Here is a 23,377-nt window from a genome sequence, read left to right on the forward strand (position 1 = left end):
TTTTGGGGGCATTTGCTGCCCGTTCGCGCGACTGCCTGCCACGGTCAGCACCGGGCGTTTAGCGCCGCGCGGTCAGGTCCGCCGAGACGAGCTTCGCGGTAGCCACGATTTCGCGGGCCACGGCGGCCAGGTACGCTTCCGGGTCCGGCTGGGCCGCCACCGATTGGGCCTGGAGGGACACGTTAACCGCGGCCACCGCTTTGGTTGGCCCGTCGTACACGGGAGCGGCAACGGACATCAGCCCGATTTCAAGCTCCTGGTCCAGCAGGCACCAGCCCTGGGCGCGGACGGTGCCCAGCACCACCAGCAGCTCGGGAACAGTGCCCAGCCCGCGCGGCGTCAGCGGTTTAATCTCCGCCGCTGCCAGGTAGTCCTTCAGTTCGGCGGACGGCAGGGCCGCGAGCAGCACCCTGCCCATGGACGTGGCGTAGGCCGGGAAGCGGGTGCCCACGGTGATGCCCACGTTCATGATGCGGCGCGTGGTCACCCTTGCGATGTAGGCGATGTCCGTGCCGTCCAGCACCGCCGCCGAGGTGGATTCGCCCAGCTTGAGGGACAGTTCCTCCAGGTGGGGCTGGGCCAGCTGCGGCAGGGACAGCCCGCTGAGGTAGGCGTAGCCGAGCTGCAGGACCTTGGCCGTGAGCGCAAACGTCTTGCCGTCGGTCCGTACGTAGTCCAGCTCAACGAGAGTGTGCAGGAAGCGCCGGGCCGTGGCTCTGGTCAGGTCCGTCCGGGCCGCCACCTCGGTGAGGGTCATGACCGGGTGGTCGGTATCAAAGGCGCGGATCACGGCCAGCCCGCGCGCCAGCGACTGCACGTACTGGTCACTCGCCTGCGGGGCGGCCCGTGAGTCTGCAGGTGCGTTGGTCATGGTCACCAATCCTATTCGGCGCGAACGGGCAGGTAATCCCTTCAAAACTTGGGTTTGAGGGGATCTGCTGCCAGTTCGCGGGTGGGGGCTTAAGTGTCCGTTCGCGCCGGGGGTGGGTTAGAGCGCGACGGCGGCGGCTGGCTTGAGCGGGACGGGCACCAGGTCCTGGAGTTCCTCGAAGGTGCAGCCGAACGTCTCACGGACAGTGACGCCGTCGGGCCCGGTGAGGAAGACGGCCTTGTCGGTGTACACGCGCGTCACGCAGCCCACGCCGGTGAGCGGGTACGTGCACGCTTCCACGATCTTCGACACGCCCTCGCGGGTCAGGAGCGTCATCATCACAAACACGTCCTTGGCTCCGGTGGCCAGGTCCATCGCGCCGCCCACCGCGGGAATGGCGTCGGGGGCGCCGGTGTGCCAGTTGGCAAGGTCACCGGTGGCCGAGACCTGGAACGCGCCGAGGACGCAGATGTCCAGGTGCCCGCCACGCATGATCGCGAACGAGTCCGCGTGGTGGAAGTACGACGCCCCCGGCAGTTCCGTGACCGGGATCTTGCCGGCGTTAATGAGGTCGCCGTCGATGTCGTCGCCCTCAGCCGCGGGACCCATGCCCAGCATGCCGTTCTCCGTGTGGAGCGTGATGTTCTGTTCCAGCTTGAGATAGTTGGAGACCAGAGTGGGCTGGCCGATGCCGAGGTTCACAAACGAGCCGGGCGCGATGTCCCGGGCCACGAGTTCGGCGAGCTGATCGCGGCCCAGGGGCTTGTTGCTGGTCTGAATGCTGGCCTGGCTGTTGGTCTGTGCGCTCATTTTCAGGCCACCTTCACGATGCTGTTGACGTAGATACCGGGAGTCACGACGTTTTCGGGATCAAGCCCGCCGGTGGGGACGATCTCGGACACCTGGACCACCGTGTGCTTGGCCGCGGCGGCCATGATGGGGCCGAAGTTCCGCGCGGTCTTGCGGTACACAAGGTTCCCCACGCCGTCGGCCTTCAGGGCCTTGATCAGCGCCACGTCGGCGTGGATGGGCGTCTCGAACACCTGGCCGCGGCCGTCGATGATGCGGGTTTCCTTGCCCTCGGCCAGCATGGTGCCATAGCCGGTGGGCGTGAAGAACCCGCCGATGCCGGCTCCGGCGGCGCGGATCCGCTCGGCCAGGTTGCCCTGCGGCACTAGCTCCAGTTCGATCTCGCCGGCGTGGAACTTGGCATCGAAGTGCCAGGAATCGGACTGCCGCGGGAAGGAGCAGATCATCTTCCTCACCCGGCCCTCCTTGATCAGCAGCGCCAGGCCCTGGTCGCCCTGGCCGGCGTTGTTGTTCACCACGGTCAGTTCCTTGGCGCCGCAGTCCATCAGCGCGTCGATCAGTTCGAACGGCTGGCCGGCGTTGCCGAAGCCGCCGATCATCACGGTGGAGCCGTCCTTGATGCCGGACACGGCCTCACTTACGGTGTCAACAAAATTCAGCATCGTTATGCCTTTCCTGTGCTGGTGCCGGTACCGGCCGTAACGTTTTCGAGGACAACGGCGAGGCCCTGGCCCACGCCGATGCAGATCGCGGCGACGCCCCAGCGCTCACCGGAGGCCTGCAGACTCCGGGCGAGGGTGCCCAGGATCCGGGTGCCGGACGCGCCGAGGGGGTGGCCCATGGCGAGCGCGCCGCCGTGCCGGTTCACGATGGTGGGGTCGATGCCCCAGGCGTTGATGCAGGCCAGGGACTGTGCGGCGAACGCTTCGTTAAGTTCGACGGCGCCCACCTGGTCCCAGCCGATGCCCGCCTTCGCGAGGGCCTTGTTCGCGGCCTCCACGGGGGCGTAGCCGAAGAACTGCGGATCGTTGCCGTGCGCGCCGCGACCAGCGATGCGGGCCAGCGGTTCCAGCCCCAGCAGCCTGGCGGCGTTCTCGCTGCCTATCCAGGCCGCGGAGGCGCCGTCGGACAGCGGGGACGCGTTCCCGGCGGTGACGGTGCCATTCTCGGTGCGAAACACGGTCTTCAACCCGGCGAGTTTCTCCGCCGAGGAGCCAGCGCGGATGCCTTCATCGCGGACCAGGTCAGTGCCCGGAACCGGGGCCACCAGGTTGTCGTAGAACCCCTCGTCCCAGGCGGCGGCGGCGAGGTTGTGCGAGTTCGCGGCGAACTCGTCCTGCTGCTCGCGGGTCACACCGTACTTCTCGCGGAGCCGTTCGGTGGCCTCGCCCAGGGAGATGGTCCACTCCTTCGGCATGGCCTTGTTCACCAGGCGCCAGCCCAAAGTGGTGGACGCCAGGGTCATGTCCCCGGCCGGGTAGGGCTTCTCCGTCTTGGGCAGGACCCAGGGGGCCCGGGACATCGATTCGGCGCCGCCTACCAGCATCAGCTCCGCGTCGCCGGCATTGATCTGGCGCGAGGCGATGATCGCCGCGTCCAGCGACGAACCGCAGAGCCGGTTCACGCTGGTGCCCGGAATCGAAACCGGCAGGCCGGCCAACAACGTGCCCATCCGGGCGATGTTGCGGTTCTCCTCACCGGCGCCGTTGGCGTTGCCGAACACCACTTCATCAATCCGCTCAGTGTCCAGCCCGGGGGCCCGCTTCACGGATTCCCTGATCACGTGCGCGGCAAGGTCATCCGGGCGGACGGCGGCGAGGCCTGAGCCGAACTTGCCGAACGGCGTCCGGACCGCGTCGTAGATAAAGGCCTGGTTCATGAATCTTCCTCTGAATTCTTTGGTTGGTCCCAACTAGGTAGCAGTAAGTGTCGTTTTGAGGGCTCATAACGACAGTTAGTGCTACCTAGTTGGGTGGGGGCGCTAGTTGGGTGGGGTGGCGGCGGAGTCCAGGGTGGGGGCGCGGTCGAGTTCGACGAAGACCTGCTGGGCGGTCTTGAAGGCCGTGTTGGCGGAGGGAACCCCGCAGTAGATGGCCGTCTGGAGCAGGATTTCCTTGATTTCGTCCCTGCTCAGGCCGTTGGTGATGGCCGCGCGGATGTGCATGGCCAGCTCTTCCCAGTGCCCGTGCGCCACCATCGCGGTGATGGTCACCGCCGAGCGCATCTGCCGTGAGATGCCCGGCCGGGTCCAGATGCCACCCCACGCGATCCGCGTGATCATGTCCTGGAAATCCTCGGTGAACTCGTTCTTGGTGGCGTTGGCCCGGTCCACATGCGCGGCGCCCAGCACTTCGCGGCGGACCACCATGCCGCCGTCGTAAATTTCCTGGCTGGTGGCATCCGGCTGGACGACGCCGTGCCGTTCTCCCCCGTTCAGGGCAGCGCCGCTCACTTGGCTGCCCCGCGGGATTCGCTCCAGATGATGAGGGTCCGCAGCAGTTCGGCAACGTGGGCGGGCGCCTCGGCTGGGGCCAGGTGCGCCACTCCCTCGAGCGTCACAGCATTTGCCGTGCCGCCGCCGGCGGTAATCCCGTCAACGGTTTCCTGAGCCATCGACGGCGGTGCAACAGTGTCTGCCGCGCCGGCAACTGCCTGGGTGGGGACGGTGATGCTGCCGAGTTCGTCACGGACATCAAAGCCGGCCAGCGCCTCGCAGCAGAAGGCGTAGCTGAAGCGGTCGGTGTCGCGGAGGGCGTGCAGGAGCCGGCTGCTCCGCTCGGGCTCACGGTCCATAAACCCCGGCGCAAACCAGCGCTGTGCGGAGCCCTGGATCATGACGGGAGTGCCCTGGCTGCGAACGGTTTCGGCGCGTTCCAGCCAGGCTTCGGGGGTGCCGATTTTGGCCCCGGTGCACTGGATGGACAGGCTCTTGAGGCGTTCGCCGTGCTTGATGCCCAGCTGTAGGCCGGTGGCGCCGCCGAGTGAAACCCCGGCGTAGTGGAAGGCTTCGCCCGGGGCGATCGAGTCCATCAGGTCCACCACTGAATCCGCCAGCGCGGCGACGTCGAACGTCTCCGTGGCGGCGGGTGAGACGCCGTGGCCGGGCAGGTCCCAAGCCACCACGTCGTAGTCGTTGGCCAGCAGGGTGGCCGCGTCGGACCAAAGTACGGAGGACGTACCCAAGGAGGGTCCAACCACCAGCAGGGGACGTTCGCCAAGGGCCCGTTCGGGTGAAAGCAGAACTGCCTTCAGGGTCGGTTTAGCCACGGTTGGCTCCGTTCTGGGTAGGTTTTGAAAAGTCGGGGTAGGCGGCCAGGATGCGACGCGAGATTTCGGCTGCCTGGCCCAGGTAGCCGGCCGGTTCCAGGAGTTCGCCGAGCCGCAGATCGGTGAGCACGCCAGCCGGGACGGCCTCGCGAAGCAGCCGACGGTAAGTTGCGCGCTGTTCGGCTGAGGGCGCCTGGAGCGTCCGGTCCACCACGGCCTGCAGCTGTTCTTTGCCGCTGCGGCCATCCTTTTCGGTCAGCAGCGGGGCGACGGCAGCGCCCACTCCTTCGGCCAGCAGCAACGGGCCGGCAAGGTCCAGGTTGCGGCGCATGGCGTCGGGGTAAACCTGCAGGCCTTCGGCGAGCTCCCGGAGGTGACCGGCAGCGCCGAGTGCCAGGCGGAGAAGCTGGCGCAGGGCCGGCCACTCCGTGTGCCAGGCGGCGTCGGGGCGTTCGTCGTTGAAGTTGGCAGCGGCCAGGTGCAGCTGGGCCACCAGCTGAGGCGCCTGGAGGGCGGCGCTGCGGATGAGGATCGACAACACCGGGTTCTGCTTCTGTGGCATGGCAGAGGAGACGCCGCGACCGGCGGCGCGCGGTTCGGCGAGTTCGGCCACCTCGGGCCGGCTCAGGAACAGGACGTCGGTGGCGATCTTGCCGGCGGCGTCCAGCGCCGAGGCCAGGGCATGTCCTAGGGACGTGACGGCCAACCGGTTTGTGTGCCACGGTGCCGGCGCCGGTGCCAGGCCCAGTTGCCGGGCCAGTGAGTCGGCCAGGTCAAACGGGGTGGCGGACGTTCCTGCGGTCAGCACGGTTCCGGCGGCCAATGTTCCGGCCGCCCCGCCGAACTGCACCGGGAACGGCACGTTGCCCAGCTGCTGTCCGGCGGCGGCGAGCCCGTGGAACCATTGCGCCGCCCGCAGCCCAAAGGTAAAGGGGAGGGAATGCTGGGTCAGGCTCCTGCCCACGCCCAGCGTGTCCACATGCTGTTCGGCCAAGGAGGCGAGCGCCGCCGTCGTGCATTTCAGATCCGCCAGCACCGCCTCGACGGTGTTGCGCGCGAGCAGCATCAGGGCCGTGTCCAGCACGTCCTGGCTGGTCAGCGACGTGTGCACCGCCTTCACTGCGCCGACGCGGGCGCCGTCCAGCGCCGTGACGTGCTTCCGCAGGTCTGCCAGCAGCGGGATGACGGGGTTGCCGCCGCTTTGGGTCCGGAGCGCGATGTCTGCTGCGTCGTAGCGTCCCGCCTCGGCGGCCGAGGCCACGACGGCGGCGGAACCGGCCGGCGCCAGGCCCGCCTTCTCCAGCACGGCGGCCCAGCCGGACTCGACGGCGAGAATCGCCGCCAGCACGGCGCGGTCACCGGTCAGAGCCGTCACCAGGGGCGACGCCGAAACAGGACTCAACAGGCCGACGTCACCGTCAGCCGCGCTTCCGAAGTGGCCGGTACCTTCCGTGCCGGGGGCCTCCGTCACTGGAAATCCAGGAAGACTGTTTCGCCGTCGCCCTGCAGGTGGATGTCCCACGTGAGCCCGCCGTCGGGATCGCGCCGGGCAATGAGGGTCTTGCGGCGGTCCGGGTCCAGGGAGCTGAGCAGCGGATCCTTGGCGAGGGCTTCCTCGTTCTCCGGCAGGTACACGCGGGTGAACAGGCGGTTCATCAGGCCACGGGCAAACACGGCGACGGAGATGAACGGAGCAGCACCGGACTCGGTGGGGCCCGGGTTTACGGTGGTGAACGTGTACACACCGGAGTGGCCCACGGAAGCGCGGCCCCAGCCGGTGAAGGTGTAGCCGTCGCGGACCAGTGAACCGGTCTGCTGCACGATTGTGCCCGCGGCGTCAGGCTGCCAGATCTCCAGGATGGCGTCCGGAATGGTTGCCCCTGCGCCGTCATACACGGTGCCCTGGAGGCGGATGGAACCGGGCGAGCCGGGAGCCAGGAGTTCGTTGTCCTTCACGAACGGCAGGGCGTAGCCGTAGAACGGGCCGACGGTCTGGCCGGGGGTGGGAACAAGCTTGGTGGTTGTGCTCACGTTATTCCTCATCTCCTGCTGCGCCGAGCGCCTCGTTTTCGGTCCAGGTCCGCTTGGAACCGGTAAGGACGATGTCCCAGTTGTAGCCGAGGGCCCATTCGGGTTCGGTCAGGTTGTGGTCGTAGCTGGCCACGAGCCGGTCGCGGGCGTCCTGGTCCACGATGGACTGGTAGATGGGGTCCAGCGGGAAGAGCTGGTCGCCGGGGAAGTACATCTGCGTGACGATCCGCTGCGTGAACTCCGTGCCGAACATCGAGAAGTGGATGTGGGCCGGGCGCCAGGCGTTGACATGGTTCTTCCACGGGTAGGCGCCGGGTTTGATGGTGGTGAACCGGTACGAGCCGTCGGGTCCGGTGATGCAGCGGCCCACTCCGGTGAAGTTGGGGTCCAGCGGGGCGGGGTGCTGGTCACGCTTGTGGATGTAGCGGCCGGACGCGTTGGCCTGCCAGATTTCCACCAGCTGCCCGGCCACGGGGCGGCCGTCGCCGTCCAGGACCTTGCCGGCCACGATGATCCGCTCGCCCTGGGGTTCGCCGTTGTGCTGGATGGTCAGGTCCGACTCCAGGGCGTGCACGTCCTGGTGGCCGAACGCCGGCGAAAACAACTCGATGGTTTCCGGGTCCGCGTGGTGCAGGCTTTTGGTGGGGTGCCGCAGGATGCTGCTGCGGTAGGGCGCGTAGTCCAGCCGGGGCTGGGTCTCGGCCGGGGCGCCGTCCTTGAGCGCCCGCGCGTAGGCATCGCCCATGGCGTTGATCTCTGCACTGAGATCCTGCTGTGTCTCCACTGCGGTCTCCTTTTCTGGTTGTTGGTGATGACTGGTGGTGCCGTCTTACCGGTGCTGCAGGTGGTCGTACTGGACTGCGTGCCGCACGGGGGCGTTGGGGGCGCCGTAGCCGTCGTAGGCGCCGCGGCGTTCCACCATTTCGAAGAACACACTGCCCACGGTGGCTGTGTAGAAGTGGAGGAATTCGCCGTCCGCGTCCCGGTCGTACAGGAGGTTCAGGTCCTGCAGCGTGACCAGGAAGTCCGATGCCAGGCCGAAGCGTGCGTCCAGGTCCTCGTAGTAGTTCGCCGGGATCTGCAGGAATTCCAGGCCGCGGGCCTTGCAGTTCCTGGCGGTGGCCACCAGGTCATCCACGGCGAAGGCGATGTGTTCCTGGTAGGTCTTGCGCTGCTGGTTCAGCGGCGCAAGGTTCAGCACCAGCCGCACGGCGCGGTCCCCGGTGGCCATGACCTGCGAGCGGACCAGACCGGTGGGGCTCGGCACTTCCGCGAACGGCTGGGGCTCCAAGGCCAGTGCGCTCGTGTAGAAGAGGACGGCCTCGTCGAAATGCTGCCACGGCTGGGCCAGGTTGACGTGGTCGATCACGGCGGTGGCTTCGGCGGCGGGCTTTTCCAGACCCTCCCCGAATTCACTGGTCCAGGCTGCGGTGCCGTCCGAGGTGCCCTGGCACAGGAAGATCTCGGTGGAGTCCGGGGCGGCGAAGCCCTGGAACACCTCCTCGTTGGCTTGGCTCTTGCGCGGGACCGCGGGGGCCTTAAGCTGCTGGGCGCGGGCGGCGGCAATCACCGGGGAGTCGACGTCGAACCCCAGGGCAGCGATAGCGGGAGCGCTGGTGGGCGACGCGTCCCCCGTTGAATCGTCCCCGTCCGCTGGTGCGGCCTCGTTGATGATCAGCCGGGCGTGCCCCATGGTCCAGAGCTGCACAGCCTTGGTGCGGTGCCGGCCGTTGAACTCGAAGCCCAGCTGGCCCAGGACCGTTTCCAGCCCCTTGGTGTCCGCGGCCCTGACTTCGGCGAAGTTGTAGCCAGCCGGCTCGGCCACCTGCGGGAGCGTGGCCAGTTCCATGGGATAACGACGGCGGCCGGGGGCCATAGGACCACCAGCAACAGTGCCAGCGGCACCAGTGCCGGTGCCGCCGTCGGAAGCATCATCCAGCCACTTGGCGCTCTGTTCCTCCAGCCAGATGAGCGAGCGCATGGCGTCGACGGCGGTGCGCTCCACGTCCGACTGGCGGAAGACGTCGTTGAAGATCTCCAGCGACACCGGGCCGCTGTACCCCGCCCGGACCACGTGGCCCATGAACTTGGCGAGCTCGAACTGGCCCTCGCCCGGGAAAACGCGGTAGTGCCGGCTCCAGGAGAGGACATCCATGGAGAGCTTGGGGGCGTCTGCCACCTGGACGAAGAAGATCTTGTCCGGGTTGAAGGCCTCGATGGGGGCGGTGTCCCAGGTGCGGGACAGGATGTGGAAGGAATCCAGGCAGGTGCCCAGGCTGGGGTGGTCCACGGCTTCCACGAGCTTGTGAGCGTGCTCGTAGTCGTTGACGTACTTGCCCCAGGCCAGGGCTTCGTAGGCAACCTTGACGCCGTGGTCCCCCGCCAGCGCCGCCAGTTTGTCGAGCTGTTCCACCCGGAGGTCGTCGCTGTCGATGCTGGCGGTGGCCACGTTGGAGCAGACCAGGATGGTGTCCATGCCCAGCCGCGCCATGAGCTTGAATTTGGCTTCGGCGCGCCGGAGGTTGGCGGCCAGGAGGTCGTCGGACACGCTGTCGAAGTCGCGGAACGGCTGGTAAAGATCCAGCGTGAGGCCAAGGTCGGCGGCCATCTTGCGGACGTCCTCGGGGGTGAGCGGCGACGTAACCAGGTCCTGCTCGAAGATTTCGATCCCGTCAAAGCCGGCGATGGCGCAGGCCTGCATCTTTTCCTTCAGGGTGCCGGAGAGGCAGACTGTGGCGATTCCGGTGCGCATCAGGCCGCCACCTCTTCCTTGGCTACGAGCTCCAGGAAATGGCTGCGCATGCGGTCCGCGTCGGCGTCCAGCCCGGTGAAAATCCGGAAGGAATCCGCCGCCTGCCCTACGGCCATGCGGCCGCCGTCCAGGACCTCGCAGCCCTTGGCGCGGGCTCCCAGGACCAGCTCCGTTTCGATGGGCCGGTAGACGATGTCCGCCACCCAGTGCCGCGTTTCCAGCAGGTCCAGGTCCAGCGGGACGCCCGGGTGGGCGGCCATGCCCACGGGCGTGCAGTGCACCAGACCGTCGGCCAGCGGCATCAGCTGCGGCAGCTCCACCGTCGTGCGAGCTGTGACGGTGCTGCCCGGGAAGAAGCCGGCCAGCTCTGCGGCGCGTGCCGCGCAGCGGGCGGGGTCCACGTCCACCAGGTCCAGCGCCTTCACGCCGGCGGTGAGCAGGGCGTAGGCGACGGCGGAACCGGCACCTCCCGCGCCAAGCTGGACGACGCGGTCCAGCCGTGCGCCCCGGAGGCCGGAGGCGAGCGCGGCGGCGAAGCCGGAGAAGTCGGTGTTGTGGCCGATGAAACGGCCATCCTCGATGACGACGGTGTTGACGGCGCCGAGCCTGAGGGCATCCGGCGAGACCTCATCCAGGTGCGCCAGCACAAGCTGCTTGCACGGATGGGTGATGTTCAGGCCGTTGAAGCCCAGGCTGCGGGCACTCTTGAGCAGGTCCCCCACGGCGTCGCCGGAAAGTCCGAGCTCCAGCAGGTCAATGGGGCGGTAGAGGTAGCGCAGGCCCTGCACATCGCCTTCGCGTTCGTGCATGGGGGGAGTGAGGGACGGCATAACGCCGTCGCCGACCAGTCCCACAAGGTAGGACTCAGTTCGATTGCTCATCCGGGCAGCTCCTTTGATACGGCACCCGGCGGGCGGCGGCGCTCAAGGCGTCCGCGGCGGTCGGGTGATAGGGATTACAGTACAACACTTGTTCACTTCTCGCACGCATGTTCTACATACGAACATCTTCGAGTTTTTACCGTTGCGGCAAGCGCGCGGCCAGCTCGGCCGCGGCGTCCTGCAGCAGGGGCACATGGGCCAGCAAGGCTTCGATGCTGAGGCGGAACACGGGAACGGCGGTGGCCAGGGAGGCGAAGGCGTGACCCTGCGAATTGAGCAGCGGCACGGCCACGGCGCGCATGCCGCTCTCGTTCTCCTCGTCCATCACGGCATACCCCTGCCGGCGCACCTTCTCGATTTCGGCGCGGAAAGCGGCACGGTCAGTGATGGTGTGTTCGGTGAGGGGTTCCAGCTCGAGCTCCTCAATCAACGCTTCACGCTCCGCATCCTCGGCAAAAGCCACCAGCGCCTTGCCCACGGCTGTAGCATGCAGGGCGCCCAGATGCCCGGGATCGCTGGTGACACGGAAGGTCTGCGATCCGTCCACCTTGTTGACGGTGAGGTGATGGTGGCCGTCGCGGACGCTGAGGATGGTAGCCTCCCCCGTCTGCTCGGTCACGCGGCGCAGGACCGGCAGTGCCGTGCCGGCAAATCCGTGATGGTTGGAGACCCGCTGTCCCAGCTGGAAGATCCGCAGGCCCAGGTGGTAGCGGCGGCCGTCCGGCTCATAGTCCACAAATCCGTCCCGCGTCAGGGATCCCAGCAGGCGGTAGGTGGTGCTGAAGGGGAGGTCGGCGCGGCGCGAGATCTCCGCGGCGCTGGCGCCACGCGGCTCGTCACCCAGGAGGACCAGCAGGCCCAGGGCCTTGCCCACCATGTCCGTACGGTCACCCTTGGGCGTCTTTGGCTCAGCGGCGACGTCATTGGGCGCTGTGGTTTGATTCACACTCATAGGTCGATATTGCCACATCGTGGCAACTATTTCTAGATGGTGATTATTTTCTTGACAAGTGACTGCGCTCACAGCCATCATTGCTATATCGCACAAGTAGCTCCCACCATGTGGCTACTCGTCCGGGTCTTTCAACGGACTCCAGCCGCACCGCACCAAGCCTCCACTCAGGCAGCTGCGGCTGCGACCCTCCAGATCCATCCGCGACAATGTCGTCACATCTAAGGAACTCCATGAGCCAGACACTTCCGTCCGCCGGGCCGGGCACTGTTGCCCCGGCAGGGACGCCAAAGAAAGCAGCCCTCGCCAGCTTCCTGGGCAGCGCCGTCGAATACTACGACTTCTTCATCTTCGGTTCCGCGGCCGCCCTGATCTTCCCTACGGTGTTCTTCCCGGACGCCGGGGCCAACGCGGCCGTTATGTCCTTCGCCACTTTCGGCTTTGCCTACGTGGCGCGGCCCTTCGGCGCCGTCATCCTGGGCCACTTCGGTGACCGCGTGGGCAGGCGGAAGGTCCTCATGTTCACGTTGCTGCTGATGGGTGCCTCGACGTTCCTGATCGGCTGCCTCCCCGACTTCAACACCGTGGGCTGGTGGGCTCCGGCCCTGCTGGTGCTGGCCCGGCTGTGCCAGGGCCTCTCCGCCGCAGGTGAGCAGGCCGGCGCCTCGTCCATGACACTGGAACACGCACCGGACAACCGCCGCGCCTTCTTCACCTCCTGGACCCTCACCGGCACCCAGGGCGGACAGATCCTCGCCGCGCTGGTCTTCATCCCCGTACTGGCCCTTCCGGACGAGATCAAGTACGGCATCGGCTGGCGCATTCCGTTCTGGCTCAGCGCAGTGGTAGTGCTGGTGGCATTCTTCATCCGCCGCACGCTGCACGAACCGCCGGCCTTCGCGGAAGCCCAGAAGACCGCCCAGATTTCCAAGCTGCCCGTTGCCGACCTCCTCAAGGACCACTGGCGCGATGTGCTCCGCGTGGTCTGCTGCGCTTTCATCGCCGCAGTCTCCACTGTGTTCGGCACCCTGGCCATCACCTACGCCAAGACCGTGGCAGGGGTGGACGGCACCACCACGCTCTGGCTGGTAGTCGGCGCCAACCTGGTGGCACTGGGTACCCAGCCTTTGTTCGGCAAGCTCGCGGACCGGATCGGCCGCAAGCCAGTCTTCATCTACGGCGCCGTGGCCAGCGCCATCCTCACCCCGGTGTTCCTGCTCAGCCTGGAATCCGGCAGCATCCCGCTGATGTTCCTCGCAGCGATCGGCTTCTTCTCCTTCGGCTACGCAGCCTCAAACGCCGTCTGGCCGTCCTTCTACTCCGAAATGTTCAGCACCAGGGTCCGGTTCTCCGGCCTGGCGATCGGTACCCAGCTGGGCTTCCTGATGGCAGGCTTCGCCCCGGCCATCGTGGCAGCCATGGGCGGCATCAGGCCCGGCGGCTGGGTCCAGATCAGCATCTTCACCGCCGTCATCTGCGGCATCTCGGCCATCTCCGCCCTGACGGCCAAGGAAACCTTCAACGTCCCCACCAAGCAGCTTGGCCTGAAGTAACGCACCAGCCCGGTTTTGAGACCGGAAAGCCCGCCATTCCCCCAAATGGCGGGCTTTCCCTGTTGAAAAATGGGCCATTCAGGCAGCAAAAGTACGACGGCGGACGGCTGGGTAGCTAGGGCCGCCCGGCCTCGAGCACGGAAGCCAGGTCAAAGTTCACCGGTTCCTCCAGTTGGGCGTAGGTGCATGATTCGGGGTCCCGGTCCGGCCGCCAGCGGTTGAACTGGGCAGTGTGGCGGAAGCGGTCGCCCTCCATGTGGTCATACCTGACCTCCACCACCAACTCCGGCCGCAGCGGCACGAACGACAGGTCCTTGCCTGCGCTCCACCGGCTGCCTTCGGCGTTCCGCGGCGTCCGATCTCCTTCCTCCTGCTTGGCCCACGCCCACGGGTGCCCGTCAAAGTCGGTGACCAGTTGCTGCAGTTCGGCAAAAAGCTCCTGGCGGCGCTTCATCGGGAAGGCACCGATCACGCCCACGCTGGCCAGCCCGCCGTCGTCCTTGTACAGGCCGAGCAGGAGCGAGCCAACCGCGTCCGGTCCGCTCTTGTGCACGCGATATCCGGCCACTACGCAGTCGGCGGTGCGTTCGTGCTTGACCTTGAACATCACGCGTTTGTCCGGCTGGTAGGAGCCGTCCAGGGGCTTGGCCACAATCCCGTCCAGGCCTGCACCTTCGAACTGCTGGAACCACTGCTCGGCGGTGGCCTTGTCCTGGGTCGCGGCGGTGACGTGGACGGGCGCCTTGCTGCCGGCGAGCGCCTTTTCCAGCGCTGCCCGCCGCTCGGCGAAGGGCCGCCCGGTGTAGTCGTCGTCGCCCAGGGCCAGCAGGTCAAAGGCCACAAACTTGGCCGGGGTCTGTTCGGCGAGAAGCTTCACGCGGCTGGCGGCGGGATGGATGCGCTGCTGCAGGGCGTCAAAATCCAGCCGGTCACCGGCTGCCCTCACCAGCACAATCTCGCCGTCCAGCACACAGCGGGGCGGCAGGTTCTCCTTCAGGGCTGCCACAAGCTCAGGAAAATACCTGGTCATGGGCTTTTCGTTGCGGCTGCCGATCTCCAGCTCATCGCCGTCGCGGAAAATGATGGACCGGAACCCGTCCCACTTGGGCTCATAGCTGAGGGCACCGTCGGGCATTCCGCTGACGGCTTTGGCGAGCATGGGCGGGACGGGGGGCATCACGGGAAGTTGCATAGTGCCCATTCTTGCCCGGGAGACCCACCGGCGGTAGGCCTGAACTGGCACAATGTCCGGCTGAAGGCTCCGGCGCCGTTTGACGGGTGGCGTTCTCCAAATCCTATGGTGCCGGCGGAAACGAATCGATCGCGGAGAACTAACCGGCTCCTAACGTTGAGGAAACGCGGGCGCAACATTGCCCCGCCACACTGGAAGTGCCGGCAAGCGCAGGCACCAGCTCCAGCCAGGAGGCCCCCCATGTTGAAGGAAGCCAAAGCCCATGTAACACGAGTCCGCGCCCTGGACCAGCTCCACCGCGGCGATGAAATCGAAGCCCGCCTCTCTGTGGGGCCCAGCTACGACGACGTGGTCATCCGCCGCGGCCGTGTCCAGGAGACAGCACCGGGAATCGGCGTTGTCTGGATCATGGACCATCACACTGGCTCGCGGAAAGCGATCAATACGGACGAATGCAGCGTCTGGCGGATTGCCTGACCCAGGTTTACCGCCACGGCGGAGAACCTCCTTGCGGAATCTTGCACCACAAATCTTGCACCGCGACGGCGGGCGCAGTCAGTCAGGACTGCCCGCCGGACCGCCCGAGAGATACTTCGGTCCTAACCTCCGGCCACCGACTGCATGACCAGCACCTCCTGCCCGGCCGACACCTCGGTTTCCAGGCCCTGGAGCCGGCGCACCTCATCGCCGGCTACGTAGATATTCACGTACCGGCGAAGCGCTCCCGTTTCGTCCCGCAGCCGCCTGGCCAGCACCGGGTAACCCCCGGTCACCGTATCCAGCAGGCTTCCCACCGTCACCGTCACCGTTCCGTCGGCGGGCGCAGTTAGGATGGACTGCCCACCGGCCAGCGGCTGGAGAATGCTGGGTAGTACCACGCTGATGTCAGGCACCGCGGGCCGCCGCCGTTTCCGGAACCGGCAGTCCAGCCGCGGAGACCACGGCGGCGCGGACACACAGTACGTCGGGGAGATGGCTGACAACCTCTGCAAACGTCTCCCCTTCATCCGCGCTGGCGTACACCGTGCCGCCACGGGTTCCCAAGTAGACGCCGGCCGGCTCGGATGAATCCACGCCCGCGGCGTCGCGGAGGACGCTGTTGTACTCACCCTCGGGCAGGCCCGTATCCAGGCGCTTCCAGGTGGCCCCGGCGTCGTCCGTTCTGTGCACGGCCAGCTTTCCCTCCGGCGGGATCCGCTCGCCGTCGGCCTTGAGCGGCACAACCCAGGCGGTGCCCTCCCGCCGCGGATGCGTCAGCATCACAAAACCGAAGTCCGCAGGAAGGCCGTCGGCGATGGAGTTCCAGTTTTCGCCGTTGTCATCCGTGCGGTAGACGCCGTGATGGTTCTGCGCGTACAGCCGTCCTTCCACCGCAGCATCCGCCGCGATCTTGTGGACGCACTGGCCGAACTCAGGATTGGGGTCCGGCATGAAGTACGCCGAAATGCCTTTGTTCCGGGGCTCCCAGGAGGTCCCGCCGTCGAGCGAGCGGTACACACCACCCGTGCTCATGGCGACGTGGACGTTGTCCCCGGCCGGATTCACTACGATGGAGTGGGCGGCGGCGCCGCCGTAGCCCGCACCCCAGTCGCTGCGATGAGGATGGTCCCACAGCCCGCGGTTGAGCTCGAAATGCTCGCCGCCATCGATGGATTTCCAGACCGAAATCGGTTCGGCACCTGCCCACACCACCCCTGGCCGCGACTCTGCGTCCGGGTAGATCTGCCAGATGCGCTCCACTGCCGCGCCGGTGTCTTCGGGAAAGGTAATGGCGCCCTGTTTGGGTTCGGTCCAGGTGGCGCCCAGGTCATCGGAGTGGGCCACCGTAGTGCCCCAGTGCTCGGACCTGACGCCCACCATGATCCGGGTACGGCCTTCCCGTGTGTCGATCCCGATGCTGGGGATTTCGCTCATCAGGAAATGCGGGCCGGAGAAGGACCATTGTTTCCGGTCCTGGCTGGTGGCCAGCCAGAGGCCTTTTTTGGTCCCGATCGCTAAGACATAGTTCTCTACGGTTGCCATGCACCCCATGCAACCACCCCGACCGGAGGGCCGCAACGCTTTTCTTCGCTACGTGGACTGGTCCGGCGTGGCCGGACCGCGCCCTGTCAGTCGACGAATTCGGACTGCGTCTCGATGAAATCCCAGTCCGCATCGGTGAGCACAGCCACCGGGGTATCCGGATGCGGCCCGCCGGCTTCGGCGATGCCCTGCAGCACCGGCAGCGGCAGTTCCGCCGCACGGAGGTTTTCCCTCAGCCATTCCTTGGTTTGCAGGTTCAGATCCAGCCACCACATGTAGATTTCCATGCCGGTCACGCACCTTTCGTATGCTCCAACGTTAGGCGCCGCCCTGTCCACGTTCAAGGGTGGAAAACTCCAGTAGCGGGCTCCCATTTCCGCGTACACGCAGGTAACGACGCAGGTCAAAGGCGGAAAAAGACGAGTACCCGCTACTCGCGACCGCGCCCGTCCGGCGCCCCTAGCCTGAACCCACAAGCAAACCTGATCATGCTGCTGGGGGCATTCAGAACCGTCACTTCTCCCTTGCCGCCGTGGTCCTTTCAGAACAGTCGGGGGAGACGAAAAACCATGAAACGAACTTTCGCAACTTTGGGAGTGGTGGGGCTGGCGATGCTCAGCGTCACGGCCCCGGCCAGCGCGGCAGACAACTTCACTCTTTGCCACAACGGTCACACCATCAGCATTGACCTTAGCGGGGTGAACGGCCTGGGTGCCCATAGCGGACACTCAAGGGACATCATCCCGCCCAATGCGCTGCTGCCTGGCGGATTGAACTGGGACCTTCAAGGGATGGCGGACTTTGCCAATGACTGCGAGGCCGTGACGCTGCCGCCGGTTGTGGTCGATCCGCCCGTCGTCGTGGACCCACCGGTTGTGGTCGATCCGCCCGTCGTCGTGGACCCACCGGTTGTTGTGGACCCACCGGTTGTTGTGGACCCACCGGTTGTTGTGGACCCACCAGCAGTGGTGCCTGCGGCAGCGGGCGCAGTCACACCGGCCGCACAAACGCCCGCACCGAAGGCAGCCGCTGCCAAGGCGCCCGCCGCAGCAGCAGCCGCTGTCAGCCAGGGCACCAACCAGGGCTTCAACGCGCAGACCTCAGTGGGCGGAGCCGAGAGTTCTCCTACCTGGCTCGCGGGCCTGGGCGTGATGCTCGGCGCCGGTGCACTGGTGGCCCTACGCCGCAGGTCCCTGGAACCAAAGGCAGACTAGGCCACAGCTCGGACTGGGCCGAGCTGACACGCAGGGCGCCCCGCCAACTCAAGGCGGGGCGCCCTTCCTGTAAGCACACTTTCCAACAGCCTGAGGAGAATTGTGTCAAAGCAAACCGGACGGCACGAAGTGCCGAAACGGCCCCGCGGCTGGAACCGCGGAGACATCGCCATCCTGACCTGCGGCGTCCTGGGCTTCCTGTCCTTCACGTTCGGTGGACCGCTGCTGGACCAGCAGGGGGCCGCAACACCAGGAACAAATGCTGCTGCCTACTCTTCCGGAACGTCGTCCATCCAACTGCCGTTGCCCCTGGCCGTTTCGGGCCTTCCGGCCTTACCGTCTGCATCCGCGCCAGCTGCAGCTGCGCCCGTGGCCACCGGCCCGGTCCTCCCGGAGGCTTCGGCCCCGCAGCGGATCGTCTATCCGAAAGCTGCGATGGACACGGCCGTGCATCCGCTGGCGCCGGACAGCACCGCCGTCGAAAGCCAGACAATCGTGCCGCCCACCACCATGGACGGGTACTGGCTGACACCGTTCGGGACTCCGGGCAACGGATCGGGCAACACCACGTACATCATCGGACACAGCTGGGAGGGCCGGGACGCCCCGTTCAACCACCTCAGCTCCGCTGCCGTCGTCGGCGACACCTTCGACGTCGTCACCGCGACCGGCACCATCCCTTACCGGGTGGACAGCGTCACCACGTACCTCAAGGACAGCCTCAAGGACAGCCCCATCTGGGACATGGTGCCCAGCCGTGTGGTCCTGATCAGCTGCTACACGGAAGACCCGTGGGGGAAGAACGTGGTGGTCTCGGCGTCCCCCGCCGCCGCCTGACACGGCCACGCACCGTCGGCCCTGTTCAAGCGGCGCCGCGCAGGCACAGAATGGTGCTATGAGTCCCGAACGGTTCAGTGGTCCGCCTCCGTTGCTGGTGGGCGTGTTGCCCCATCAGCACCCGGAAGTGCTGAAGACCGCCACCTCCCTGGCGGCCAAACTGGCAGCGCCGTTGCTGTGTGCCTATGTTGACGAGGCCAGCTACCTGGTCGAATGGGATCCCACCAGATCCGCGCACCGGCTGTCGCTGCACCCGGACAAGGACGACGACGACATCCGCTCCGTCACCACTGAGCTCAGGGCGGTGATCGCGGGAGCCGTGGCCGACGCCGCGACGTCGGCCACACCCGTGGATTGGACGCTGCGCACCCTGGCGGGGGATCCGGGCCGCGCCCTCGCCCGGCTCGCCGCGGAAAACAACTCCCCCATGATCATCGTGGGAACCTCGGAGCGCGGCCTGACCCACCGGATCTCCGAACTGCTCAACGGATCAGTGGGACTCTGGCTAACGCATCATCAAAGCCGGCCGGTGCTGGTGGTTCCCTGTCGGAGACCGGCCCATCAGGACGAAGCCTGAACAGGGAGCTGAGCCGTTGGCCTGAGCTGGCTGCCTGGCCCACACGGGCGGTTTTCGGGTGACCGAAATAATAAAGCGAAAGTAGTTATTCGAGGTGGTAGCGGACGGCGGTACCGGCAAGTAAGCTAATTCAAGCAGAACGATCCGGCCGCAACGGCCGGGTGAATCTGCCCAAATGCTGCTCCGGAGTGCGTATCCCCCAATAACGCACTCCGGAGCTTTTTTGTGCCCTTCCATCGCCACACCGGTCCCGGACTCGTGGTGCTCCTCCCCGAATTGGATACCCCATGGGGGTACTTGCCTTATACCCCCATGGGGTATATGTTGGCAGCATGGAACCTTTGCAGGACACCTTGACCACACACACTGGTACCGCCCCGGCGCCTCCGCATGGCTACACCGCCAACAAGGAGGCATACCTGCGCAGGCTCAAACGCATCGAGGGCCAGGTCCGCGGCATCGCCCGGATGGTGGATGAGGACAAATACTGCATCGACATCCTGACCCAGGTCTCAGCGGTCACCAAGGCCCTGCACGCCGTGAGCCTGGGACTTGTGGAAGAGCACATCGGCCACTGCGTGGTGGGCGCCGCCGGGGAACCCGATCCCGCCCTTCGCGCTGAAGCCATAGACGCCAAAGTCAAGGAAGCTACAGAGGCCATCGGCCGCCTCCTGCGCTGACCACTTACCACCTGCCACCCATTCACGGCCGGCCACCGCCGGCCCCTTTGAAGGAGCCAGCCATGAGCACCACCTCCACTACCGTCAACGTGTCCGGCATGACCTGCGGTCACTGCGTTTCGTCCGTCAGCGAGGAACTCGAATCGCTCGCCGGAGTTGAAACGGTCGACGTCGAACTTAACGCCGGCGGCATTTCCACCGTCACCATCACCTCAAGCCAGGAGCTGTCGCCGTCCGAGATCGGCGAAGCGGTAGCCGAAGCCGGCTACCTAGTTGTTGCCAACGACGCGTAACGCCGTCCGATCAGGGGATCCATCATGAGTACAGACCATCTCCATGACCAGCCCCAAAGCCGCGTGGTTGAACTGGACATTGAGGGCATGACGTGCGCCTCCTGCGTGAACCGCGTGGAACGAAAGCTCGGCAAACTAGACGGCGTCGAAGCCTCCGTCAACCTGCCGCTGGAATCCGCCCACGTCACCGTCCCGGCTGGCATCACGGACCAGCAGATTGTAGACACCGTCAACGCCACCGGCTACAAGGCAACGGTCCGACCCGCGCGCTTCCCAAGCCAAAGTGCCGGCCACGAAGCGGATACACTCGGCCTGCCCGCGAGCGCCGACTCCGGTGGCATGCGGCAGCATGCGTCTAAGGTGGGCCCACGGCGGCAGGGTTCCTTGGCCGAGCTAGCGAGGCCAGGGGGCCGCCGGGGAGGCACGAGCGAGCATGCAGAGCATGACTCCGACGGTGCCGCGAATGGTGACCACGCGGAGCATGGCGCCGAAGGCGGCACGCAAGGTGACCACATGCAACACGGTCCCGCCGCCGCCCAGTTCGTGCCGCGGCTGATCGTGGCGGCGTTCCTGACGGTTCCGGCGTTCCTGATTTCGATGGTTCCGGCACTGCAGTTTCCCAACTGGGGCTGGGTGGCCGGGGCCTTGGCACTTCCGGTGGTCAGCTGGGCGGCCTGGCCCTTCCACCGCGCTGCGGCCGTCAATGCGCGCCACCTGGCGTCCACCATGGACACGCTGGTGTCCATCGGCGTCGCTGCCGCCTACCTCTTCAGCCTCTGGCAACTGGCCCTGGATCCCCGCATGACCGAGCACCCGGCCATGGAGGGGATGGAATCGGGTGGCCTGTACTTCGAAGTGGCCGCCGTGGTCACCACGTTCCTGCTCCTGGGCCGGTTCCTGGAAGCCAACGCCAAACAGAAGGCCGGCGACGCCCTCAAGGCATTGCTGAACCTCGGCGCCAAGGACGCCACCATCCTTCAGGACGGCTCCGAACACAAAGTCCCCGCCGACCAGCTCCGCGTGGGAGACGTCGTGGTGGTCCGGCCCGGCGAAAAAATCGCCACGGACGGAGAAGTGATCGACGGCATGTCAGCTGTGGACGCCTCCCTGCTGACCGGCGAATCCGTCCCGGTGGAGGTGGAGCGCGGGAGCAAAGTCACCGGCGCCACCATCAACACTTCCGGGCGGCTGCTGGTCCGGGCCACCCGCGTGGGCTCCGAAACGACGCTGGCACAAATGGCCCGGCTGGTCTCGCAGGCACAGACCGGCAAAGCCCCCATCGCCCGCCTCGCCGACCGGATCAGCGCCGTCTTTGTCCCGATCGTCCTGGCCATCGCTGCGCTGACTTTTGGGCTGTGGCTCGCGTTCAGCGGCCCGGCGATTGAGCCTGCCGAGCTCAGGGCCGCTTTTACCGCCGCGGTCACCGTCCTGGTCATCGCCTGCCCGTGCGCCCTGGGGCTTGCCACTCCCGTGGGACTGCTCACCGGAACCGGCCGGGGAGCCCAGCTGGGCATCCTGATCAAGGGCCCGCAGGTCCTCGAAGACACCCGCACCGTGGACACCATCCTGCTCGACAAGACCGGCACCGTCACCACCGGAAAACTCGCTGTGGGCAGCACCCTCGCGTTTGGCGGTTACCAGGGCACGGACGTGCTGCGGCTCGCCGGCGCCGTCGAGGCGGCTTCGGAGCACCCGATCGCACACGCCATCGCGGCCGCGGCCGTTGAGGCACAAACCGGGCACGACGACGGCGGGCGGCTCCCCGCCGTCGAACACTTCCGTTCGGCACCCGGCGGCGGAGTGGTGGGAACCGCTGAAGGGCGCGTGATCCTGGCGGGCCGCACCGGCTGGCTCACGGAGAACGGCGTCCGCCCTTCCGGCCCGCAGCAGGAGGCCCTGGCCGCCGCGGAAGCAACCGGTGCCACGGCCATCTGGGTGGCGGTGGACGGCACCCCGGCTGGAATCATCAGTCTCCGCGACACCGTGAAGCCGGGATCCGCGGAGGCTGTCGCAAAGCTGAAGAAGCTCGGGCTGCGCCCCATCCTGCTGACCGGGGACAACGCCGCGGTGGCCGCGCAGGTCGCTGCCACCGTCGGCATTTCCCCTGACGATGTTTATGCAGGGGTTCTGCCTGCCGGGAAGGTGGACGCCGTCCGCCGGCTCCAGGCGGGCGGGGCCATTGTGGCGATGGCCGGCGACGGAGTGAATGACGCCGCCGCGCTGGCGCAGGCTGACCTGGGCATCGCCATGGGATCCGGTACGGATGTGGCCATCGAGGCGGCGGACCTCACCGTCATGGGCAATGACCTGGGACAGGTGGCACAGGCCATCGAATTGTCCCGGCGGACGCTGGCCACCATCAAGACCAACCTGTTCTGGGCATTCTTCTATAACGCCGTCGGCATTCCTGTGGCCGCCCTGGGCCTTTTGAACCCGATGCTTGCCGGTGCTGCGATGGCGGCGAGTTCCGTCCTGGTGGTGGCAAACTCGCTCCGGCTGCGCAGCTTCGGCAAGTAGTCCTCAGGCGGTTAGGTCCTCAGGCGGTGCCGAAGCGCACGGCCGCGCTGGCCCTGGCCTTGGCGGCCTCTTCGTCCCGGTGTTTGGCGGGAGCGTGGGTGACCAGCGAATCCAGCAGGTGTTGGGTGATGTGGGCGATCTCGTGCACCGCCGCTTCGAAGGCGTCCTCGTTGGCCTTGGACGGCTTGGTGCTGCCGCTGACCTTGCGCACATACTGCAGTGCGGCGGCATGCACTTCCTCAGAGGTGGCATGCGGTTCGTAATTGTGGAGCGTTCGGATGTTCCGGCACATATGCCCATGCTAGGCTCTGGAACGCCTCGGATCGACCCCCCAGCCCACTGATGATCGAGCTTGTCGAGATTCGGCCGGCTCAACCACCGGGAGCTGTGGCCCATGGGGAGTGGTGCATGGGCAGCGGTGCCCATCGACAGTGATTTGGGGCCGGGATAGGTTCTAGGTAATGGATCTTCCGGATGAGCCGGGGGCCGCTGGGGATGCCGATCTGGATCGGATCCAAGACAACGAGGAGAAAACTGATGGCAATGTGGGGCGCAGATGTAGAACAGCTCAGGACTCTTGGCAGCAAGCTGCAGGCCGGTGCCGGCGAGATCGAGCAGCAGAGGTCCAACCTGACCCGCGTGCTGGACAGCACCAACTGGAAGGGCCCGGACGCCGACCACTTCCGCGGCGAATGGTCCGGCACCCACACGGCGGCGCTGAACCAGGTCATCCAGGCGCTGAAGGACGCGGGCCAGAAGGCCACGAAGAACGCCAGCGAGCAGGACCAGGCTTCACGCTAACCGCAGAATCCCTACTGCGAGGGCCCGGACACTGCACAGTGTCCGGGCCCCGCGGCATTTAACGGCCGGGCACAACGAAACGGTGGGGCGACGGCGGTGCCCCGAGCTGTGGCACATGCCCTTCAGG

Annotated in this window: 26 protein-coding genes; 9 read left to right on the forward strand and 17 right to left on the reverse strand. The window is 66.6% G+C overall.

Annotation, left to right across the window (positions count from 1 at the left end):
- Positions 1-58: 58 nt before the first annotated feature.
- The 12 genes from NG701_RS03455 to NG701_RS03510 form a co-directional block, all read right to left on the reverse strand.
- On the reverse strand, positions 59-871 hold the full coding sequence (locus tag NG701_RS03455; RefSeq protein WP_252564569.1) for an IclR family transcriptional regulator domain-containing protein: 813 nt from the start codon (positions 869-871) through the stop codon (positions 59-61).
- A 117-nt stretch (positions 872-988) separates the two neighbouring features.
- Entirely contained in the window at positions 989-1,681 is a 693-nt protein-coding gene (locus NG701_RS03460) for a 3-oxoacid CoA-transferase subunit B (protein ID WP_252564570.1), read from the reverse strand.
- 2 nt (positions 1,682-1,683) lie between these two features.
- Entirely contained in the window at positions 1,684-2,343 is a 660-nt protein-coding gene (locus NG701_RS03465) for a 3-oxoacid CoA-transferase subunit A (RefSeq protein ID WP_252564572.1), read from the reverse strand.
- Between the two features lie 2 nt (positions 2,344-2,345).
- The gene (locus tag NG701_RS03470) at positions 2,346-3,560 is read right to left on the reverse strand and encodes a thiolase family protein (RefSeq protein ID WP_252564574.1); all 1,215 of its coding nucleotides are present in this window, start codon (positions 3,558-3,560) and stop codon (positions 2,346-2,348) included.
- 102 nt (positions 3,561-3,662) lie between these two features.
- Complete coding sequence (pcaC, locus tag NG701_RS03475; protein ID WP_252564661.1) at positions 3,663-4,118, reverse strand: 4-carboxymuconolactone decarboxylase; 456 nt, start codon at positions 4,116-4,118, stop codon at positions 3,663-3,665.
- A gap of 11 nt (positions 4,119-4,129) precedes the next feature.
- Positions 4,130-4,948, reverse strand: coding sequence for an alpha/beta fold hydrolase (locus tag NG701_RS03480; RefSeq protein ID WP_252564576.1), 819 nt, complete (start codon positions 4,946-4,948; stop codon positions 4,130-4,132).
- The gene (locus tag NG701_RS03485) at positions 4,941-6,419 is read right to left on the reverse strand and encodes a lyase family protein (RefSeq protein WP_374208647.1); all 1,479 of its coding nucleotides are present in this window, start codon (positions 6,417-6,419) and stop codon (positions 4,941-4,943) included. The genes NG701_RS03480 and NG701_RS03485 overlap by 8 nt, the downstream gene beginning before the upstream one ends.
- Positions 6,416-6,991 carry a protocatechuate 3,4-dioxygenase subunit alpha gene (gene pcaG, locus NG701_RS03490; protein WP_252564578.1) on the reverse strand — a complete coding sequence of 192 codons (576 nt, stop codon included), beginning with the start codon at positions 6,989-6,991 and terminating at the stop codon, positions 6,416-6,418. Before pcaG ends, NG701_RS03485 begins: the two co-directional genes overlap by 4 nt.
- Positions 6,981-7,763, reverse strand: a complete 783-nt coding sequence (gene pcaH / locus NG701_RS03495) for a protocatechuate 3,4-dioxygenase subunit beta (RefSeq protein WP_252564580.1) — start codon at positions 7,761-7,763, stop codon at positions 6,981-6,983. Before pcaH ends, pcaG begins: the two co-directional genes overlap by 11 nt.
- A gap of 45 nt (positions 7,764-7,808) precedes the next feature.
- Entirely contained in the window at positions 7,809-9,731 is a 1,923-nt protein-coding gene (locus NG701_RS03500; RefSeq protein ID WP_252564582.1) for a bifunctional sugar phosphate isomerase/epimerase/4-hydroxyphenylpyruvate dioxygenase family protein, read from the reverse strand.
- Positions 9,731-10,612, reverse strand: coding sequence for a shikimate dehydrogenase (locus tag NG701_RS03505; RefSeq protein WP_252564584.1), 882 nt, complete (start codon positions 10,610-10,612; stop codon positions 9,731-9,733). Before NG701_RS03505 ends, NG701_RS03500 begins: the two co-directional genes overlap by 1 nt.
- 136 nt (positions 10,613-10,748) lie before the next feature.
- Positions 10,749-11,564, reverse strand: coding sequence for an IclR family transcriptional regulator (locus tag NG701_RS03510; RefSeq protein WP_252564586.1), 816 nt, complete (start codon positions 11,562-11,564; stop codon positions 10,749-10,751).
- A gap of 233 nt (positions 11,565-11,797) precedes the next feature.
- Between NG701_RS03510 and NG701_RS03515 the strand changes: the two genes are divergently transcribed.
- The gene (locus NG701_RS03515) at positions 11,798-13,117 is read left to right on the forward strand and encodes an MFS transporter (protein WP_252564587.1); all 1,320 of its coding nucleotides are present in this window, start codon (positions 11,798-11,800) and stop codon (positions 13,115-13,117) included.
- Between the two features lie 115 nt (positions 13,118-13,232).
- On the opposite strand, the gene NG701_RS03520 is transcribed toward NG701_RS03515, so the two are convergent.
- The gene (locus tag NG701_RS03520) at positions 13,233-14,309 is read right to left on the reverse strand and encodes an ATP-dependent DNA ligase (RefSeq protein ID WP_252564589.1); all 1,077 of its coding nucleotides are present in this window, start codon (positions 14,307-14,309) and stop codon (positions 13,233-13,235) included.
- Between the two features lie 240 nt (positions 14,310-14,549).
- On the opposite strand from NG701_RS03520, the gene NG701_RS03525 reads away from it, so the two are divergent.
- A complete protein-coding gene (locus NG701_RS03525; protein WP_056341782.1) occupies positions 14,550-14,786 on the forward strand; it encodes a hypothetical protein in 237 nt (78 codons plus the stop codon).
- A gap of 122 nt (positions 14,787-14,908) precedes the next feature.
- Here the strand turns inward: NG701_RS03525 and NG701_RS03530 are convergent, their stop codons facing one another.
- The 3 genes from NG701_RS03530 to NG701_RS03540 all read right to left on the reverse strand — a co-directional run bounded on the left by NG701_RS03530 (position 14,909) and on the right by NG701_RS03540 (position 16,618).
- Positions 14,909-15,202, reverse strand: a complete 294-nt coding sequence (locus NG701_RS03530; protein ID WP_252564591.1) for a MoaD/ThiS family protein — start codon at positions 15,200-15,202, stop codon at positions 14,909-14,911.
- Positions 15,195-16,340: a WD40/YVTN/BNR-like repeat-containing protein gene (locus NG701_RS03535; RefSeq protein ID WP_252564593.1), complete on the reverse strand. Its 1,146-nt coding sequence runs from the start codon at positions 16,338-16,340 to the stop codon at positions 15,195-15,197. Before NG701_RS03535 ends, NG701_RS03530 begins: the two co-directional genes overlap by 8 nt.
- Before the next feature lie 77 nt (positions 16,341-16,417).
- Positions 16,418-16,618 (reverse strand): hypothetical protein, encoded by a 201-nt coding sequence (locus NG701_RS03540; RefSeq protein ID WP_252564664.1) that lies wholly within the window; start codon positions 16,616-16,618, stop codon positions 16,418-16,420.
- A gap of 282 nt (positions 16,619-16,900) precedes the next feature.
- Between NG701_RS03540 and NG701_RS03545 the strand changes: the two genes are divergently transcribed.
- The 6 genes from NG701_RS03545 (at position 16,901) to NG701_RS03570 (ending at position 22,449) form a co-directional block, all read left to right on the forward strand.
- Positions 16,901-17,545 (forward strand): hypothetical protein, encoded by a 645-nt coding sequence (locus NG701_RS03545; RefSeq protein ID WP_252564595.1) that lies wholly within the window; start codon positions 16,901-16,903, stop codon positions 17,543-17,545.
- Positions 17,546-17,647: 102 nt separating this feature from the next.
- Positions 17,648-18,382, forward strand: coding sequence for a class F sortase (locus tag NG701_RS03550; RefSeq protein WP_252564597.1), 735 nt, complete (start codon positions 17,648-17,650; stop codon positions 18,380-18,382).
- A gap of 58 nt (positions 18,383-18,440) precedes the next feature.
- Positions 18,441-18,959: a universal stress protein gene (locus tag NG701_RS03555; protein WP_252564600.1), complete on the forward strand. Its 519-nt coding sequence runs from the start codon at positions 18,441-18,443 to the stop codon at positions 18,957-18,959.
- Positions 18,960-19,291: 332 nt separating this feature from the next.
- On the forward strand, positions 19,292-19,639 hold the full coding sequence (locus NG701_RS03560; protein WP_252564601.1) for a metal-sensitive transcriptional regulator: 348 nt from the start codon (positions 19,292-19,294) through the stop codon (positions 19,637-19,639).
- 62 nt (positions 19,640-19,701) lie between these two features.
- Positions 19,702-19,932, forward strand: a complete 231-nt coding sequence (locus NG701_RS03565; RefSeq protein WP_058930688.1) for a heavy-metal-associated domain-containing protein — start codon at positions 19,702-19,704, stop codon at positions 19,930-19,932.
- A 24-nt stretch (positions 19,933-19,956) separates the two neighbouring features.
- A complete protein-coding gene (locus tag NG701_RS03570; protein WP_252564604.1) occupies positions 19,957-22,449 on the forward strand; it encodes a heavy metal translocating P-type ATPase in 2,493 nt (830 codons plus the stop codon).
- A gap of 19 nt (positions 22,450-22,468) precedes the next feature.
- Here NG701_RS03570 and NG701_RS03575 read toward each other — a convergent pair whose 3' ends face one another.
- Positions 22,469-22,741 carry a DUF2277 domain-containing protein gene (locus tag NG701_RS03575; RefSeq protein WP_252564606.1) on the reverse strand — a complete coding sequence of 91 codons (273 nt, stop codon included), beginning with the start codon at positions 22,739-22,741 and terminating at the stop codon, positions 22,469-22,471.
- A 245-nt stretch (positions 22,742-22,986) separates the two neighbouring features.
- Here NG701_RS03575 and NG701_RS03580 point away from each other — a divergent pair, with 245 nt between their 5' ends.
- Positions 22,987-23,250, forward strand: coding sequence for a WXG100 family type VII secretion target (locus NG701_RS03580; protein ID WP_104062917.1), 264 nt, complete (start codon positions 22,987-22,989; stop codon positions 23,248-23,250).
- The last annotated feature ends 127 nt before the right edge of the window (positions 23,251-23,377 follow it).

The organism is Pseudarthrobacter cellobiosi (genome assembly GCF_023913815.1).
Lineage (GTDB): Bacteria > Actinomycetota > Actinomycetes > Actinomycetales > Micrococcaceae > Arthrobacter > Arthrobacter cellobiosi.